This window comes from Nostoc sp. CALU 546, assembly GCF_048836525.1.
Genome location: NZ_JAWJTF010000009.1, coordinates 1 through 19583, shown reverse-complemented (window position 1 = coordinate 19583; position 19583 = coordinate 1). Strand labels below are relative to the sequence as shown.

The following is a 19583-nucleotide window of genomic DNA, read 5'->3' as shown; positions in this document are numbered from 1 at the left end:
TATCTATATAGCAACCTGATTTTATTGATGAATCACTTGTAGAGATAGGTAACTCTTAACAGAGAAGAAGAAATAAAAGTGTGCTGAGTTTTGTGCAAAAATCAAATAGGAGTTTTATATCTACTAGTCAGCACAACTGCCAAATCTTCACTGTCTTATCATCACTACCGCTAGCAAGAGTAATACAATCTGAACTAAAAGCGACAAAGTTTACTCCATCGCTATGTCCACTCAAGGTACAGATAAGTTCCCAATTCTCTACATTCCACAGCTTAATAGTATTGTCATAACTACCACTAGCAAGGATTTGTCCATTTAGGCTGAAAGTAATGGAATGAATCGGTTTGGAATGGTCGGTGAGGGTGTGCAGCAGTTTCCCAGTATTTAAATTCCACAGTTTAACAGTGTGTTCTTGACTCCCACTAGCGAGAGTTTTGCCATCTGGACTGATAGCGATCGCCCAAATTAAGTTAGAATTGCCAGCAAAAGTTTGCAATAATTCCTTGGTGTCCAGACTAAACAATTTAATAGTACGATCTAAACTGTCGCTGGCAATAGCTTGACCATTGGGAGTGATTGCCAGGGAAGAAGCTGCCCAAGAGTCTTCAGGTAGCTTTCCAATCTCTTTTCCCGTCGTTAGATTCCATAGCTTGATCGTATGATCCCGACTGCCACTGATCAGAGTTTGACTATCTGGGGTAATTCCTAAAGAATATACTGAGTCTGAATGTGCAGTAGAGAACCAAGTTCTAAGGTTGCGAACTAGTTTTCTCGTGTTGAGATTCCAAATTTTGATGGTTTTATCAGCGCTACCACTGGCAAGTATTTGACCATTGGGACTGATGACAACACTATTCACTGTATGTGAATGGTCCTCAAGAGTCTCCAAGAGTGTTCCAGTCTTCAGATTCCAAATTTTGATGGTTTTATCAGCGCTACCACTAGCAAGAATTTGACCATCAGGACTAATGGCAATACTATTGACTGTATCTGAATGGTCAGTGAGTGTGTAGATACATCTCCATACCTGAGTTTTAACAATTGGAATCCTGAAGCTTTCTTTAGGATTTGGAGCTTTAGCGATCACAATCTTGTAGCCCTCTTTAAATGTTTGGATTTCTGGCTTCATTGTCGGTCTGATTGCTTGCACTTTCTCCTTGGCATAGTCATGCAATTCATCAATAGTAATTCGGCCATTTTTATCTCGGTCTGCGGCACCAGTTTCAATCCCCTCTACTATGTAATGGGTATAAATGCCTGCTTCTTCAGCTTCAAAGGATTGTCTTGCAGCAGTAGAAGATGCAAGTAGCGCACACCCTTCACAAGTAGACTTTGCTTGCCAATCCATAGCAAAAGCTCCACTATAACAACAGTCAAGAATCACAACTTGCTGTCTGGAAGGACTTCTTTTCATAATATCTTGCACAAAATTAGCTGGCACTGCTGTTGAATGGAAGGCATCTTTGCGAGTGCTACGAGTTGCCAGGTAAAGCCTGCCATCATGATCATCTGTAATTCCATGACCAGAGAAAAACAAAAAGGTAAAATCCTCCTTTTTACAATCTGCAAATAGCTTTTGAATAGCTATTTGCATTGTCATTAAATCTGGATTTACCAGTGCTTCTACTTTGTCAAAACTACCTAACAGCGGATTTTGTAACACTCGCTGCATTGCTTTGACATCCTTATCAGCTGTCGGAACTAGCGGTAAGCCAGCTTCGTATTCGCTTACTCCAATCAGCAGTGCGACCTTCTTAGCCATTCGAGTCTCCCTGAACGGTTGCTAGCAGTTCCTTTGCTATTCTCTCGGCCTCTAATAGCTCTTGGCGGCTACTAGCTTCAAGCACAACCTTCTTATTATTGGCTTCTACTGTCACCTTGATTGGTTTGTCACCCAAGCGATCGCCTAAAAAACCCAAAAATCCTTTAATATTCTTTACACTCACTTCTGCTGTCAGCATTCCTACCAAAAAAGAAATCCCTGGTTTGCTTCCCTCTTCTGGATTCAGGTCTTCTGTACGTACAACTCGCTCTACTTCCTCCAGGTTGCTGAGTCGATTCAATAAATTCAGTACTATTTCCTGCTTTTCTTCTGGATCTAACTCTGGATCGTTAAGAGCAATAGTAAAGATTACATTCGATAGTGCAGTCATAATAGCTCCTTAAGTACTATCATCGTTGTAATTCAGTTTATTTATTTCACTTGCTATGGTGGTGGAGATAGCAGTGACAAATTCTTCCACTGCTAGATAAGTTGAATAATCCCTTGCCATACTTAACAGATTACCGTACTTTACATACACGCCCGAACGATTATATATTCCCCAGTCAACCCCTTTTTCAAATACGGTTCGGATCGGCAGAGGGCATCGAGAAGTCCCATCTAAGGGAGCCTTAGCTTGAAACTTCAGAAAGAAGGTGAGGAGAAAAAGAGTTTAATTACCCTTGATTTTGCCTTTTCATACTTGTAGAGACGGTTAGTTGCTGCTTAGAAAAACTATGACAGCGTGTCTTTTGACACGATTTTACTATTACAGCAACAATGCTAAGTGGTGACTGTTTTTACTTGGTGTGGAAGAGAACGTGAAAAAGGATTTTTTGTTGCTAACAGTTGCTTTACCGAGTTTACTGATAGCGTTTCCTGGCTTTGCTACTGAGAGTGAAATTAAGCAGAGAAATACTGATAAATCAACCGAAGTCATTTCAGATATTCCGAGTTTGAGTGAAATTGAGCTACCCGCTACTAATGCCGAATTATTAACTCAACAATCTGCACCGAGTGAAGTTAATCCAGAAACTCAGCCAGAAACAGAGCCAGATGATACAGACATTACTATAGAAGCGATCGCAGAACCAGATAACTTACCTCAATCTACTCCAACTTACGTAATTGATAAAGAAGAAATTCAAAAGCAGGGCGCTACAAGTTTAGCCGATATCTTAAAAAGAATGCCTGGTTTTGCAATCAATGATGTAGGTCATGGTGCAGATATTCACACAGGTACATACTATCGCGGAGCTTCAATTAATCAGTCTGTATTTTTGATTAATGGCAGACCAATTAACAATAATGTCAACACTTATCATGGTGGAACTGATTTAAATAGCATTCCTGTAGAGGCGATTGAACGAGTGGAATTATATAGCGGTACAGCCTCCGCATTATATGGTTCATCAGCCTTTGGGGGAGTGGTAAATATCATTACCAAGGAAGGTTATGGCAAACCTAAATTGAGCGCTAGCGCAGAATTTGGCTCGTTGAGTTTAAATAATCAGCAAGTAACTTATGGTGGTTCATCTGATAAAGTTAAGTATAATTTTAGCTTTGAAAGATTCTTTATAGATAACCGTTACCGCGTCCCTGTAGGTGCTGCAAATCGTGATGAGCAGGGCTTTTTATCGAATGCAGACACAGCTACAAGTACCTACTTTGGTAGTATTGGAGTAGATTTAGATAAAAAAAATTCATTGAATTTAGATGTTACTGCACTCAGCAGTCGTCGCGGCTTAATTTATTTCGGGTTTCCTCTCCAAAGAGATAGATTAGACCATGATGGTTTAAATGTTGGCTTATCTTGGAAGACTCGACTAGGTAATGGCGAAAGCTCTAACCTGACAACCTCAATTGGTTATAACCGAGATTATTTCAGCACTTATGGACCTACAGGCGCATTTTACCGTACAGGAGCTTTAGATACACAACAACTTACAGCCAGAGTAGATCATGAGTGGAAAGTTACTTCCAATAATAAATTGCGCTGGGGATTAGATTTGAAAAACACCGACTTAATCGGTGATGTTTTGAGTACAAATCCTACTAGAATTGCCAATAACGAAACTGAAGATCGAAGTTTGTTCAATACAGCTTTATTTGCTGTGAATACTTGGAATATTAGCGATGATTTTCTGATAGATTTAGGGCTAAGGCAAAGCTTTGACAGCCAGTTTGGAAATTATCTCAATCCTAGTGTTGGGTTACGTTATGCCGTCACACCAATAGTAGCAGTGCGGGGAAGTTGGGCAGGGGGACAGCGCAATCCGGGGTTAGATCAGTTGTATGTTTATGATACAGTTCATGGTTGGGAACCTAATCCTGATTTAAGACCGGAAACTGGTTCTACTTGGAGTGCAGGAGTAGATGTCAATTTTTCTCAAAATCTGATTGGGCAATTTACCTACTTTGGTAGTAGTATAAGCGATCGCTTGGGAGTCATCGCCGGCAGATGGGAAAACATTGGACTAGTGGATACCAATGGTTTAGAGGTTGCATTGCAATTAAGAATTGCAGCCGGCTGGTCAACTTTCCTCAACTACACTTATACAGATGCTCAAATAAAAACAGGCTCAGAGAGAGGTTTACAGTTAGGTTTGATTCCCTACTCTGTACTGCAAACTGGCGTGGGTTATCAAAATTCCGGTTGGTACGCTAATTTGTATGTTACCTACAATAGTGGCACTCGCAGAGCCTTCTTTACAAACCCTGGTGACACGATTACAGATTTTGCCCCATCTTTCGTTAATTTAGATTTAAGCGGTCGTGTACCTTTAACTAGCAATGTCGGATTGACAGTTTACTTAGAAAATCTCCTCGGTGAGCAATATGAGCGAGTTAATCGCATTTATAGCCCTGGATTCACTTTTCGTGTGGGTTTAAACGCCAATTTTTAGGTGGTAAAATCTCTGCGTTCTCTGTGACTCTGCGGTTTAAAAGTTATTTATTGAACCACAGAGGCGCAGAGAACACAGAGATAAGAGGAGCTTTTTGGTAAAGAGGAGGCACCGCAATATAACATCGTGCGTTAGGTTAAAGTCGTAACAAACCCTACGGTTAAGGCAAGAGACGCGATGAATCGCCGTCTCTACAATAATCAATCAACGCACCCTATTTAAAATTTACTTTTAATCCGAAATCTAAAATTCAAAATTGCTATGAGAGCCAGAATTGAAAATAAAGTGCTTTTTATTCACCATGAAGATTTACCAGAGTTTAAGAAGGGTGGTTCGGTGGTGCGGAACTCTTATTTCTGGGCGCTACGTTCAATTGCTGGTAAAGCTTCGCGTTATCGTGATTGGGAATACGAATCGGAGGTTTGGCTAGCGCTTTCACGAATGCTTTTGTCGTTTGCTGAATCTGGATATTTGGGTCTTAGAGAAACTTTGCTGGAGTTTCCTTTATCTCAAGGGGAAATTCCTAGTTTGCTGCGAGATATATCCACTTTTGAGTAAGGATGCATAGCAATACTTGTCGGGTTTTGGGGAAAAGGGTAAGGGGAAAGGGGAAAGAAAAAACCTTTAACCTTTACCCTTTAACCTTTTCCCAAAACTCAAGCAGTATTGGGATGCATAGCTTTTGCTTGCAGAAAACACCGAAATGAGTAAGTCAAATGCCTTTTTTAAAAAGCATTTAAGTATTTTGAGAAAGCAATCAGGTAATTTGAGACAGCAATTAGGCTTTTTGATAAAGTAATCAGCAAATATACTTGATAATTAAAAATTGTAGCTACGTAACGCTGTAATTAATATAACATTACCAAAATAATGCTTGAACTCATCGGGCACTCAAATGAGGTTTAATCCGTCACGATTAGCCATCATAGACAAACCCTGGTGAACAGTAGTGCTGAAGCAAGGGTAGTTGTGAGAAAACAATTAAAATGCAGCAGTTAGTGTAGGAAAACAACGTGAAAATAACGATTATTGCTAAAACATTATTTACAGCCATAAGTTTGTTAGCTTTATTTGCCCCAAGTCAAGCATCGGCTCAACTTATACCGCAACCTTGGGTTTCAGTTGGTGGAAAAGATGGTGATGTAACCTATGCTGTGGGAGCTAGAGCTTTGGATTTCGGGGTTGAGATTGGAACTGGCCCTGATGGTGCTACGGGAGTAGATGTTTTGAAATTTATCAGTTTACCTGTAATTTCACCTTATGTAGGAGTTGGACTTTATTCAGAGGATAAAGGTGTTGCAGTTTCAGGTGGTGTTCAGGTAGGTGCTACTGATAACGTTTTTGTTGGTGCTGGTTACAATTCTATTCGTGGTTTTAACGGACAACTGGGAATCAGATTTTAACTAATTCGTAATTCGTAATTCGTAATTATTGGGGAAATACTCGCGCGTAATTGTCTTTTTTGGTGCAATACGGTTCAGTTAAGAAAAATTGTAGGTTGGGTTGAGGAACGAAACCCAACCTACACAGTTTAAGGTTTTTGGCGTAGAAAGAAAACTAAGTTCTTAATTTTGGATAAAGTCGAGCTTAGAGGATGTTTGAAAAGTCCTTTTGTCGGTATTAAATAGTTTTAGATCCCCCCTAACCCCCCTTAAAAAAGGGGGGAACCAGAATCAAAGTCCCCCTTTCTAAGGGGGATTTAGGGGGATCGAAAAGTGCCTAAAGTCACAGCGAAACACTTTTCAAACAATCTCTTAGACTCCAACTAATTCAATTACGAATTACGTTAGCGCAGCGGTAGCGAGTCCACGAGCGTCATTACGAATTACGAATTACGCAGGGGGAGTAATTGAAGTTGAGATTAGCTCTCTGACATGAACTGCTGAATCTTGTTGTAATGCTGATGCCGCGATCGCTTCACTTTCAACTATACTTAACCGAGCGATCGCTTGCTTCACTCCAGGTATACTTTGAGGATTCACGCTCAATTCATCCAGTCCTAAACCTAATAAAATTGGTGTTGCTAAAGTATCTGCTGCCAATTCTCCACATAATCCTACCGAAATTCCCGCCGTATGGGCAGCTTTGATAGTTTGCTGTACCATGCGTAACACCGCCGGGTGTAGCGCATCAACTAAATTTGCCACGCGGGGATTAGTGCGATCGCTAGCCATGACATACTGACTCAGATCGTTAGTCCCTATACTAAAGAAGTCTACTTCAGCTGCTAACTGATCTGCGATCGCAACTGCTGACGGAACCTCCACCATAATTCCTACTTTCATCGCGCCATCAAAGGCAATACCAGCTTGATTTAGTTCAGTCTGCACTTCACTCAAAATTGCCTTAGCTGCACGTACCTCTGTCACAGTAGCAATCATTGGCAACATGATCTTAATTTGATGCCCTACACTGGCTCTCAAAATTGCCCGTAACTGAGTTTTGAACAAATCCAAATGATCTAAACAGAAACGAATTCCCCGCCAACCCAAAAAAGGGTTAGCTTCTGGAAACCCGACTCGGAGATAGGGAAGTGGCTTATCACCACCAACATCTAAGGTACGAATAATTAGGGGACGATTATCTAAAACTTTTGCGATCGCCTGATACACTGCTAGTTGTTCTTCTTCAGTGGGGGCGCTTGTCCGATCTAAATATAGAAACTCGGTGCGAAGTAATCCCACACCTTCTGCACCGCTAGCCACAGCAACTTGGACATCATTTATACTACCAATGTTGGCAAAAACGCTAATTTGCCGACCATCAAGAGTAATTGCTGGCTGGTGCGCCGTCGCGCGTGCTTCTTGTTGAGCAGTTTGCCAAGCTGACTGTTTTGTTGCCAGTAAATCCAGGATATCTGATTCTGGTTCTACCCAAGCTCTGCCACTTTCACCATCAAGTGCCATCAGTGTGCCATCTGCCAAGTGCAACACCTGGGCATCTACTCCCAAGACTGCGGGAATGCCCAATGTCCGAGCGATAATTGCACTGTGGGAAGTGGCGCTGCCAGAAGTAGTACAAATACCCAACACCTTTGTCGGATCTAATCCAGCGGTATCTGAGGGGGTTAAATCAGTCGCCACCAAAATCGCCGGTGACTCAAGATGCAGGTTAGCCGCAGCATTCCCAGCTAGTAATCGCAGTACCCTTTGCCCGACATCAACAACATCGTCAACTCGCTCTTGCAGGTAAGAATCTTCAAGTGTGCGGTAGGAAGTCGCTACTTCATCTACTACAGCTTGCCAAGCTGATTCAGCATTTATATGGTTTTCTAAAATGCGTTGATGAGCCGCTTCTAACAGTACTGGATCTTCTAAAAATAGTAATTGGGCATCGAAGATGGCGGCTTCAGCGTCACCAATTTGCAGAGATGCTTGTGAAAAAATCGCTTGAATTTCCTGTCTAGCAGTGTTAATCGCCGCTTGTAGTCGTTGCCACTCTGCATCAGGATCATCTACGTGATATTCCGTAATAGAAATGTGAGTGCGTTGATAATGAATAACAGGTGCGATCGCTATTCCTGGAGAAGCTGCAATTCCTGAAAGTTCGCCGTGAGTTGCTGGGGTAACTTCATGGTGAAATGCTGGCGGAGAATTGAAGACAACATTATCTTCACCCTCCGGGTTCGGCAGTCCCTCTTTGTTGGAACAACAAGACCGGGCTGCCTCACCAAAATTATTTGTGAATAATGTCTGTAATGCTGCGATCGCCTCATCTGCATCAGAACCAGTGGCAGTAATCAGCAGTTCGTGTCCTTGACGCACCCCTAAAGTTGTGACTTGGTTAATACTGTCACCCCTAACTCGTTCAGTATTTCTGGTTAAATTTTGCACCAAAATTTGCGATTGAAACCGGGCGGCGGTTGCGACAAACTGCGCTGCGGGACGGGCGTGTAATCCTAAGCGATTATTGACAATCAGCCGGATTTCTCGCGTTGGTGATTCTACATTAGTTGTTGCTGGGGTGACAGTTGACAACGGCCTACTAACTACACCCAATTGAGTCGCTTTGGCTAAGAGTGCGCCGCGTGCTTCCGCCATAACTTGGTGAATATCTCTACCAGCTGCCGCAGCTACTACAGCAGCGATCGCGCCTTCTACTAGAGGTGCTTCACACAAATACACTTTTTGCTGCTGTGTTTCTGGCAGAAACTCGATTGCCATTTCTGCACTCAGCAAAGCGCTACCCAAATCCATTAACACCAAAACACCATCATCAGAAAATACAGAAGCGATCGCTTCATAAACCTGAATGGGATCTGTACCCAATGGATTTTCCGGATCTTCAATACCTGCTGCAACAGCAATGGAAACTTGGCCCTGAACCATCTGCGCGGCAAGTTCCCGCACACCCAAGGCTAGTTGTTTACTGTGAGAAACAATAACAATTCCGATCAATGCCACAGCGTCAACCTTGTTGAGAGGTTTGCGTTTAGCTAGTTATCCGTTTCATTTTCCCATTCTGCTACAATTGCAACTGCCCGAAAATATTCCGGTCTTTCCAGCTATCAATACGAATAAAATAGCCTTCTTTTACTGAAATAAGTGGTGTCCACTCATAAACTCCATCGCTAGCAGTAGGGGAAGAAATGTTTTGGATAAGTTTGTTCCCATCGTACAACTTAATCGAGACATCACCATCAAAATTATCCCGCCACAATATTAAAAAAGGCTGATCCTTCGGTTAAAAGTTTGGACAATCCAAAAACTACTCAGAATCGGAAGCAAAAAAAGCAAAAAATTGATTAGAGGATTTATCCTTGCTTGACCGCAATTCCCCAAAAAGTTGTTTAAGGCTAATGAGTTGCGATCGCATGACCATATATAGCAGGAGGCAGAAGGCAGGAGGTAAAAGTATTACTATTCCTAGCCTTGGGGTTTTCAAAATGTCCTGACTTAAAATGTCCTAACCTATGTGGCTACCGCTATACTAGACATCTCCATATAAGCAAGAATAACAAACGCAGACATGATCTGATTTAGCCATTGAAGGAGGCAGGAGGCAGGAGGCAGGATAGCGCAGCGGTAGCGAGTCCGCGAGCGTCGGCAGGAGGTTTTTCACTTATAGGATTCAAACCCCTCCTGAAAAAGAGCCACAAAACAAGAAAATGCCGAAAGTTCAGGAAAAAATTCAACATTTACTATCTATATAGGACGCATATTTGATTTCTGAAAAAACTCAGTACAACCAAGAAGCCTTCTTGACTATTGCCTATTGCCTATTGCCTGCCTATGCAAATTAGTTCAGAAATCAAAGCGGATTCCTACATAACACAGAGATTGCATTGAACAATCGAATGCAAGGTGCTTATGAGAGAACCTTGCATTCCGTGTCTAGAATGATGGTGGAACGCTAAACAACTACAAAATTGGTTTCGGTTAGTGTCACACCACCCAAAAGTTGTGCAAATTTTACCTGAGTAAACCCAGACGCACTACCATCTTGGTCAAAATACAGTTCACCTGTAGAATTATCATAGATAAATCGTTGAGCTATCGTCGTTGCAGATGTTCCGAGGGTAAACTGGCTAGCTGAAAGTGAACCTCTTGATAACCCGCCACCAAAACCAGCAGCCGATACTTGAATAAGTTCATTAGTGGCGTTGAAATCAGAAATAGTATCAATACCTTCATTGGAACTATTGAAAGCAAAGGTATCAGTACCATCCCCTCCATAAAGTGTGTCATTATCTAAACTGTCAGTATAAATAGTATAACCGTAGCCCCCAGAGAGCCTATCGTTGCCATTGCTCCCCACAATATTGTCGTCATAGGCTGTCCCTAAGATATTGAATCGTTCTATATTCTTGTAGTTAACCTGATTCGTACCCGCCGTAATTGATCCAGTATTAGTAGTGGCATCAAAAGTCGAAGTGATTCCCCCTGTAGCATCGCGGTAATCGACGGACAACAAATCGTCACCTGTTCCCCCATCTACCGTTTGTGTTACTAAAGAAGAGAAGGCAAGATATGGGGATGGGGTGCTTACATAGATAGAATCATTGCCATCGCCTCCATCCAGTAGGTTATTGCCTGTTGAAGCGCTAGCATTTAAAGTATCGTCACCAACGCCACCATAGAGGGTGTTATTGCCAGAGGATACAGAGTTGTAGTAGGAGTCGTAATTTGGTTCGGCAAAGCCAGAGATATCAAGAAAATCATTACCATTGCCTCCAGAGAGCAGGTTATCACCTGATGAACCGCTAGCACTCAAGGTATCATTACCAGCGCCACCGTAGAGGGTATTATTGCCAGAGGAGCGATTGTCGTAGGGCTCGAAGTAGTCGCCGCCAAGTGATAAGTAATAGCCAGAGACGGAGACGGAATCATTGCCATCGCCTCCAATGAGCAGGTTATCACCTGTTGAACCGCTAGCACTCAAGGTATCGTCACCAGCACCACCGTTGAGAGTATTATTGCCCTCTGGGCGAAGATCGTCGCCTTTTTGGATGTAGCTGCTGTAGAACTCATAGCCAGAGGCAACGAGAGAATCATTGCCATCGCCCCCATTAAGCAGGTTATTTCCTACTAAATAGTCAACAAACAAGCGATCGTCACCAGTACCACCGTTGAGGGTATTATTGCCCGCACCACCCCGCAGCAAGTCATTGCCACTTAAGCCATCTATTATGTCATCACCACCCTGACCATTGATCACATCATCTGAGTTATCAAAGCCGCTAACATTATTATTTAAGTCATTAAGGAATGTGACTGTGTTCTTCCTGAAGATAGTGCTTTGGGTGGAGTTGGCATCGAAGACATCAAAGCTGTCAGTAATAGTAGTTTGCCCATAAAACAAGATATTGCCCAAGTCTACAGTGGCTCCTGTAGATTTGCTGAGGTTTTCCAGGTTTTCCAGGGCAAAGTTTTGCAGGATGAGTTTGCTTCCACCAAACTCTCCTTCAAAAGTGATTTCCAGATTGTTGCCATTCTGGGTAAGCAGCAGATTTTCGGCAGTGAAGCCATTGGACTGGAAATTTAGAGTATCCACTTCGGCAATGACTGCTGCCGAAGGATTTGTTCCTTTACCTACTCCACCGAAATCCGTGATAATATCAGTGCTGCTGTAGGTTAAGGATCTGTAAACAAATTTATCCTTGCCACCGCCACCTGTGAGGATATCAAAGCCATAGCCACTGGTACCGTCACCTATGAGAATATCATCGCCCTTGCCACCGTTGAGGGTATTATTACCAAAGGCGCCAAAGGCACTAAGAGAATCGTTACCATCGCCCCCAGAGAGCAGGTTGTCACCTGATGAGCCACTAGCACTCAAGGTATCGTCACCAGCACCACCATTGAGGGTGTTTTTGTCAGACGAGGGGACACCGGGTTCGTAGTACTCAAAGTCAAGGATGGAGAGAGAATCATTGCCATCGCCCCCATTCAGTAGCTTATCGCCTGATGAAAATTCAGCATGTAAGGTATCGTCACCAGCGCCACCGTTGAGGGTGTTTTTGCCAGAGGAGCGAAAGGTACTAAGAGAATCATTGCCATCACCTCCAGAAAGCAGGTTATCGCCTCTTAAATTATTAACATTCAAGTAATCGTCATCAGCGCCACCATTGAGGGTGTTATTCCCCGCACCGCCATTGAGGGTATCATTCCCCGCACCGCCATTGAGGATATCATTCCCTGCACCACCCCGCAGCAAGTCGTTGCCACTTAAAGCATCTATTGTGTCATTACCCCCTTGACCATTGATCACATCATCTGAGTTGTCAAAGCCGATAACATTGTTGTTTAGGTCGTTAAGGAAGGTGACTGTATTCTTCTTGAAGATAGTACTTTGGGTGGAGTTGGCATCGAAGACATCAAAGCTGTCAGTAATGGTAGTTTGCCCATCAAACAAAATATTGCCCAAGTCTACAGTGGCTCCTGTAGATTTGCTGAGGTTTTCCAGGTTTTCCAGGGCAAAGTTTTGCAGGATCAGTTTGGCATTACCAAGCTCTCCTTCAAAAGTGATTTCCAGGTTGTTACCATTCTGGGTGAGCAGCAGATTTTTGGCAGTTAAAATATCGCCTTGGAATTTTATGATATCCACTTCCGCAATGACTGCTGCCGTAGGGTTTGTTCCTTTACCTATGCCATTGAAATCAGTGATAATATCGGTGTCGTAGTTGGGTAAGTTGTTTAAGCTGTAGACAATTTTATCCTTGCCGCCTCCACCTGTGATCGTATCGCTGCCATAGGTAGGTGTGATGATATCGTTGCCTGCTTTACCGTTAATAGTGTCCGCACCGTTACTACCGAGTAGGGTATCATTACCGTTTGTTCCAATGATATTTGCCATAACTCTTACTTTCCTAAATCGATTTTCTCAGTAATTTTAAGTTCTCAAACTGCTGTTTTAGAGCATAAAGAAACCGCCAAATTTTGGCGTTTTCGACATGTTTTATACGTCAACCTTGAGGAGATGTCTATGCTTAAATAAGCATCTTTGTATACTCTTCACATTATTTGCTGAGAAATGTATATATAAGTACTGAGCTTTGTATATTCTTTACATTCCAATACGGTTCAGTTAAGGCTGAAAGTGATGTAAATCTAAGTATTGTTTCCAAGAATGGAAAGAGAGAGTGGTGTCAATACGGTTCGGTTAAGGTTTTTTGATGAAAATTCTAGATCCAAAGACGCGATAAATCGCCGTCTCTACAAGGATCAATCTTTTGTAGAGACGGCGATTTATCGCGTCTCTTGACTTAACCGAACCGTATTGAGAGTGGTGTATCTTAAGGGTTTTTTGGAGGATATTACTACAGAGCATCTTTTAGGAGAAGAAATACTGACTTTTGACTCAACCCCCAACATGAATACCAGGACGCTTATGGGGATTCTTTTCAGCCCGACGGAGTACTTCACGGGTGACTACAGCAATATCACCTTCACCAAACAAGATAAAACGCAGTAAGTATTGTATAGGATTTCCCTCAACCCAGCCGAAGTAAGCATGGGGGATTTTACCTGTATGGTCACGTATATAAAGTAGTAAAGCCGCGATCGCATTAGGTACTGCTGCACTTTCAGCCCGGAGGATGCGATAATCACCAACTTGCACCCCTTTTACTTTGATCACATCGGCAAATTCCGAAGCATCCGATACCATAATTTCAAGAAACAGAATTGGATCGTTGGGTGGAATATGGTTGTCTTCGCGTACCTCTTTCTCTTTCATAAAATACTCTAGGACATCGCCCATATTCAACCGATTTGCAATCAGTCGTATTGTTCCTTGGCTCTCTTCGGCAAGGAATTGGCCAGCAAGTTCGTCAATTTCGATTCGTTCTGCTCGCAGTTCCGTTGAACGCCAAACACGAGAAACCAGTGAGGTAAAAATGATTGTGCCGATAAAGAAGCCCGCAATCTTAATCCCTTCTGGTCTTTCGATGATATTTACAATAGTGGTGTATAAAAATAACAGTGTAATGATCCCCAAAACGGCTCTTGCCTGCTTCTGTCGGTGACGGTGGGCTGATAAGGTGACGGCAAAGGCGGCTGAGGTGATCAACACAAGCACGCCAGTTGCATAAGCCCCGCCTTGGGCTTCCACATTTGCTCTGAAGATAATTGTGACTACAAAAGCGATCGCTGTGTAGACTAACACTAAAGGTCGTGTTGCTCGTGCCCAATTGGGTGCCATGCCATAACGTGGTAGGTAGCGAGGCACGATATTCAGCAGTCCTGCCATTGCAGATGCACCTGCAAACCACAAAATCGAAATAGTACTTAAATCGTAAATTGTGCCAAAGCCATCGCCTAAATATAGATGTGCTAAATAAGCAAGGGCGCGTCCATTGGCTTTGCCCCCAGATGCAAATTCTGCCACTGGAATCAGTAGAGTAGTTATAAAGCTGCTGGTAAGTAAAAAGAAGCTCATAATCAGAGCAGCAGTGGTAAGCAGCTTGCGTGTATTCCGAATCCGCCCTTTGGGATGCTGCGGAGTGTCGTTACTGCTGCCTTTAACCAGCGGCATAACGGTAACACCAGTCTCAAAGCCTGACAATCCCAGTGCTAGTTTGGGGAATATAAGCAGAGAAATCCCGATTAGGAGCAAAGGGTTGGAATGGCGGGCAAAAAGTGCAGTCTGCCAGTTAGCGATCGCTCCAGGGTGAGTTAGGATCTGATACGAACCGACACCAACGACAATGAAGTTTAACAGCAGATAAACTCCTACCAAAACTACTGCAATACCAATAGCTTCTCGGAAACCTCTCAAGAAAACTGCACCTAGTAATGCAACTAATATTAAGGTTACTGCGATCGTCTGATTATGAAGCCAATTTGGCGTCAGCGGATTTTCGATGATATGGGCTGTGGCATCGGCTGCTGAAAGAGTAATGGTAATAATAAAGTCAGTTGCCACAAAACCGAGTAAACACAACACAAGTAATTTGCCTTGCCACCAGGGGAGCAAACGCTCTAACATTGCGATCGATCCTTCACCATGAGGGCTTTCGGCTGCAATGCGTCGATAGATTGGCAATGCTCCAAAGAGCGTCAGCAAAACCAGAATCAGGGTTGCTATAGGAGAAAGAGCGCCAGCCGCCAGTGCTGCAATCCCAGGTTGATAGCCAAGGGTCGAGAAATAATCTACACCAGTCAAGCACATCACCTGCCACCAAGGATGCTGACGATGTGATTCTTCTTTGCGGTAAGGGCCTTCCTTCTCTCCTCGATCTTCTTCAAGCAACCAGTGGATTAACTGGCTGCCAACCCGTTTTGTTGAAACAATTGATTTAGCCATTAAATACGATTGTGTTGCAGAATTCGGCTTTGTGATTTTTTTAAGCCTTTATGATTGATTAAATAAAATTTTGAGTTAAAAATATATAGCATTCTGCTTAGAGTTGTACAGGGTTCATTCGGACTCCTGACGCCTGAATAGTGTAGCAGCTAGCATATAACAAATCAATTAAAAATTAATCAATATTGATATTTGTTAATGAATATGAACCGGAAAGATGAACCTTTTGGAAGATGTTTTAAAATCTTGCATTGATATTAGATTAATTTTGCAATTTAAGTTGCTTGCTTATTAACTGCTGTACCCATTTTAATTTGGAAAGCTTCTAACATGAAAATATTAGTTGTAGAAGATGATGAGTTAAATGCATACTCACTCAGTGCCATTTTGACTAACCAAAACTATGCGGTTGAAATTGCTACTGATGGTGATGCGGCTTGGGATTTTATTCAAACTTACGATTATGATTTAATCCTTCTGGATGTAGTGTTGCCCAAGCTAGATGGCATTAGTCTTTGTCGTCAAATCCGGTCTAATGGTCTGCAAATGCCAATATTGTTATTGACAGGGTGCGATAGTGGTCATGAGAAAGCGATCGGATTAGATGCTGGTGCAGATGACTATGTAGTTAAACCCTTTGACCAAGAAGAGTTAATTGCTCGTATTAGGGCGCTGTTGCGTCGCAAGGGCGTAAACTCGAAACCTGTGCTGGAATATGGTAAGTTGCAACTAGATCCTAGTAGTTGTGAAGTGATCTACGCTGGCAATCTGCTGCCACTTACTCCAAAAGAGTATGCTCTGTTAGAGCTATTCTTGCGAAATACTCGGCGGGTATTTAGCTGCGGCATGATTTTAGAACATCTTTGGTCTTATGAAGATACTCCACAAGAAGAAGCTGTTCGTACCCATATCAAAGGATTACGACACAAACTTAAAGCTGTCGGAGCACCCAGTGATTTGGTTGAAACAGTTTATGGTATTGGCTATCGTCTGAAATCACTGGAAGAAGGAGTAGGGAGCAGGGGGGCAGAGGGGCAGGGGAGCAGAGGGGTAGGGGAGCAGGGGGAAAATTCCTCTCCTCTGCATCCTTCACCCCGCCCCTCTGCTTCTTCTCCTTCCCCAGCGCCTAATCTCAAATCACAGCAGCAAGCACTAATGGCAGTTGCGGAAATTTGGCAACGATTTCAAGGGCGGGTGGATGAGCAGCTGAGGTTGCTGGAGGAAGCGATCGCAACTTTAAATCAAAATACTTCAAGTCCCAAATTGCTCTCTAGCGCAGCCAAAGAGGCCCATACTTTGGCAGGATCTTTAGGTACTTTTGGCTTACCTCTTGGCTCAAAATTGGCACGCAATATTGAACTGCTGTTAAGTTCTGGTCAAACCTTGAGTAAATTTGAGATTAGCAACCTCGAAAGTTGGGTAAGGTTATTGCGTCGGGAAATTGAGGGAAACAACACAGCGGTAATATCTGCATCGTCAACCCCACAGGTATTAGAAACAGTAACGCAACCGCGGCAAAATGAACCCCATACAGAAACTAAAATATTGGTTGTAGATGACGATCCGCAAATTCAGGCATTGTTGCAAACCTTACTTAGTCCTTGGGGACTCAAGGCGATCGCTCTTGAAGATCCACTTCAGTTCTGGAAAACCTTAGAAGCAGTTGCGCCAGATATGCTGATTCTGGATGTGGAATTACCTCATACAAATGGTATAGAGCTTTGCCGATTGGTACGCAACGATTCGCGCTGGAGTGAGTTACCTATCCTATTTCTAACTGTGCATAGCGATGCCGAGATGGTAAATCAGGTATTTAGTGTTGGTGCTGATGACTTTGTAAGCAAGCCCATTGTCGGGCCAGAACTTGTAACCCGGATTGTCAATCGCTTAGAACGGGTGAAATTGCGGCAGCGCGTGACGCAGGGTGGGGAGGTTGGGGGGCAGAGGGGCAGGGGAGTAGGGGGAGCAGGGGAAGTAAATTCTTCCTTGTCCTCCTTGTCCTCCTTGTCCCCTTTACCCCCTGCTTCTCCCAATTTACAAGCTATTAACGAATTGGAATTGAGAGTTGCAGAGCGTACTGCTGAGTTGATTAACGTGAATCGACAGTTGCAGTCACAACTTGATGAGCGTCAGCGGACACAGGAAGAATTACGGTTTTCTCAAGCTCGATTTGCACGGATTTTAGATATTGCTGATGATGCAATTATTTCCATCAACGGGTTCCAAAGCATTACTTTGTTTAATCAAGGAGCAGAGAAGATTTTTGGCTACTCTGCCCAGGAAGTGATTGGACAGGGGCTTGATTTACTTTTACCGCAGCGTTTTTTCCAAGCACATCGTCAACATGTGCTTGACTTTGGTCATTCTCCGAATATTGCCCGACGGATGGGAGAACGGCGTGAAATCTACGGTCGCCGTAAGGATGGGACTGAATTTCCTGCGGAGGCTTCCATCTCCAAAATAGATATGAGTGATGAAATATTTTATACGGTTATCTTGCGGGATATCACAGAGCGTAAGCAAATTGAACGGATGAAAGATGAATTTATTTCTGTTGTTAGTCATGAACTCCGCACGCCTTTAACTTCGATTCACGGCTCTCTAGGAATGCTAACCAGTGGTTTGCTACCAACAGACTCAGAACAGGGAAAACGTCTGCTGCAAATTGCTACTGATAGCACCGAACGCCTAGTACGCTTAATAAACGACATCCTAGACATTGAGCGGATAGAGTCGGGTAAGACGAAGATGGAACCAGAAATCTGCAATATTGTTGACTTGATTGCTCAAGCAGTAAATGTCATGCAGCCTCTAGCTGACAAAGCAGGCGTGAAAGTATCTATTTGTCCCGTATCTGGTCAAGTATTGGCAGATTGCGATCGCATTGTCCAAACCTTGACTAATTTACTCAGTAACGCGATTAAATTTTCGTCTGCTGGATCTACGGTTTGTTTAGGGGCGCAACAACAAGGGAATGAAATTTTATTGACAGTTAAAGATACTGGACGCGGTATACCAGCTGACAAACTTGAGAGTATTTTTGAGCGTTTTCAACAAGTTGACTCTTCAGATTCACGCAATCATGATGGTACTGGTTTAGGTTTGGCAATTTGTAAGAGCATTATGGAACAGCACGGTGGACGCATCTGGGCTGAAAGCACATTGGGCGAAGGTAGCACTTTTTACGTTACTCTGCCGTTATTTGAGACTTTCCAAAATACTGTTTCAGAAGACTCTTGCAATATTCCCGTGATTCATAATTGTTACGATCCAAGTATAAATAGCCAACTAAATCCAAATACAGAATTTTTGACTAAAGGGCGTGTTAGCACTCAGGAATCTGAACAACAGGTGATGGAGTTACTTCAGCGAATTACTTACAACCAACAAAAGGATAGCAGTGATGACAACAAAGCAAATTCTAGTGGTTGATAACGAACAGTATATTCAAGAAGTTGCCAAGATTTGCTTGGAAACAGTCGCAGGCTGGGAAGTCGAGACAGCGAGTTCTGGTCAAGAGGGGATAATTAAAGCTGAGACTTACCAACCAGATGCAATTTTACTAGATGTAATGATGCCAGAGATGGATGGCATCACTACCTTTGAAAAGTTACAAGCCAATCCATTAACCAAAGCGATTCCGGTAATTTTGTTAACCGCCAAAATCCAGGCTTCCGATCGCCGTCGTTATACCCAGATGGGAATGATCAGTGCGATCGCTAAACCATTCAATCCCCTAGAATTAGCTGCTGAAATAGCTGTAGCGTTAGGCTGGAATCTTGAAAAGTAGACCTCTTGCATAAATCAAAATTGAAGGAGGCAGGAGGCAGGAGGCAGGAGGCAGGTGGCAGAAGGCAGGAGGCAGGAGGCAGGAGATTTTACCTCAGTTGGGGATTCAAACCCCTCCTGAAAAAGAGCCACAAAACTAGAATTTTTGGAGTTCTTGTCTTAAACCCAAGACCCTCTGGAGCGTCGGGCAGTTTTCCTCCTGCCGACGCTCGCGGACTCGCTAACGCTGCGCTATCCTGCCCTCTGCGTCCAACATCCTCGATAAAGAACCCCACGCCGCATTTGCTGAAGCAAACGCTCCCCTCCCCTTGTTCAGAGGGAGTATGGGAGAGGGAGTAGGGAGTAGGGAACCATTAGTGTCAACTTAAGCCAAAAATAGC

The 19583-nt window shown here is 43.2% G+C and carries 9 protein-coding genes and 1 pseudogene; 5 read left to right on the top strand and 5 right to left on the bottom strand.

Annotation, left to right across the window (positions count from 1 at the left end; all coding sequences use genetic code 11):
• Positions 1–127: 127 nt before the first annotated feature.
• Positions 128–1762, bottom strand: coding sequence for a caspase, EACC1-associated type (locus RRG12_RS06735; RefSeq protein WP_420758757.1), 1635 nt, complete (start codon positions 1760–1762; stop codon positions 128–130).
• Positions 1755–2153: a hypothetical protein gene (locus RRG12_RS06730; RefSeq protein ID WP_420758756.1), complete on the bottom strand. Its 399-nt coding sequence runs from the start codon at positions 2151–2153 to the stop codon at positions 1755–1757. Before RRG12_RS06730 ends, RRG12_RS06735 begins: the two co-directional genes overlap by 8 nt.
• 430 nt (positions 2154–2583) lie before the next feature.
• Here RRG12_RS06730 and RRG12_RS06725 point away from each other — a divergent pair, with 430 nt between their 5' ends.
• The 3 genes from RRG12_RS06725 to RRG12_RS06715 all read left to right on the top strand — a co-directional run bounded on the left by RRG12_RS06725 (position 2584) and on the right by RRG12_RS06715 (position 6071).
• Positions 2584–4668, top strand: a complete 2085-nt coding sequence (locus RRG12_RS06725) for a TonB-dependent receptor plug domain-containing protein (RefSeq protein WP_420758755.1) — start codon at positions 2584–2586, stop codon at positions 4666–4668.
• A 261-nt stretch (positions 4669–4929) separates the two neighbouring features.
• Complete coding sequence (locus RRG12_RS06720) at positions 4930–5226, top strand: hypothetical protein (RefSeq protein WP_420758754.1); 297 nt, start codon at positions 4930–4932, stop codon at positions 5224–5226.
• Positions 5227–5681: 455 nt separating this feature from the next.
• The gene (locus RRG12_RS06715; protein ID WP_420758753.1) at positions 5682–6071 is read left to right on the top strand and encodes a hypothetical protein; all 390 of its coding nucleotides are present in this window, start codon (positions 5682–5684) and stop codon (positions 6069–6071) included.
• 429 nt (positions 6072–6500) lie between these two features.
• Here RRG12_RS06715 and ptsP read toward each other — a convergent pair whose 3' ends face one another.
• From ptsP to RRG12_RS06700, 3 genes and pseudogenes are all read right to left on the bottom strand, one after another.
• Positions 6501–9065, bottom strand: a complete 2565-nt coding sequence (ptsP, locus tag RRG12_RS06710) for a phosphoenolpyruvate--protein phosphotransferase (RefSeq protein ID WP_420758828.1) — start codon at positions 9063–9065, stop codon at positions 6501–6503.
• Positions 9066–10020: 955 nt separating this feature from the next.
• A pseudogene (locus tag RRG12_RS06705) lies at positions 10021–12963 on the bottom strand (beta strand repeat-containing protein); the annotation flags it as partial.
• A gap of 504 nt (positions 12964–13467) precedes the next feature.
• Positions 13468–15414, bottom strand: a complete 1947-nt coding sequence (locus tag RRG12_RS06700; protein ID WP_420758752.1) for an amino acid transporter — start codon at positions 15412–15414, stop codon at positions 13468–13470.
• A 330-nt stretch (positions 15415–15744) separates the two neighbouring features.
• Between RRG12_RS06700 and RRG12_RS06695 the strand changes: the two genes are divergently transcribed.
• On the top strand, positions 15745–18846 hold the full coding sequence (locus RRG12_RS06695; RefSeq protein ID WP_420758751.1) for a response regulator: 3102 nt from the start codon (positions 15745–15747) through the stop codon (positions 18844–18846).
• Entirely contained in the window at positions 18818–19204 is a 387-nt protein-coding gene (locus RRG12_RS06690; protein ID WP_069074817.1) for a response regulator, read from the top strand. Before RRG12_RS06695 ends, RRG12_RS06690 begins: the two co-directional genes overlap by 29 nt.
• Positions 19205–19583: the final 379 nt, after the last annotated feature.

Coding starts and splice junctions, on each gene's coding strand:
- RRG12_RS06735 (WP_420758757.1), bottom strand. CDS start 1,762: ATGGCTAAGAAGGTCGCACTGCTGATTGGAGTAAGCGAATACGAAGCT.
- RRG12_RS06730 (WP_420758756.1), bottom strand. CDS start 2,153: ATGACTGCACTATCGAATGTAATCTTTACTATTGCTCTTAACGATCCA.
- RRG12_RS06720 (WP_420758754.1), top strand. CDS start 4,930: ATGAGAGCCAGAATTGAAAATAAAGTGCTTTTTATTCACCATGAAGAT.
- RRG12_RS06700 (WP_420758752.1), bottom strand. CDS start 15,414: ATGGCTAAATCAATTGTTTCAACAAAACGGGTTGGCAGCCAGTTAATC.
- RRG12_RS06695 (WP_420758751.1), top strand. CDS start 15,745: ATGAAAATATTAGTTGTAGAAGATGATGAGTTAAATGCATACTCACTC.
- RRG12_RS06690 (WP_069074817.1), top strand. CDS start 18,818: ATGACAACAAAGCAAATTCTAGTGGTTGATAACGAACAGTATATTCAA.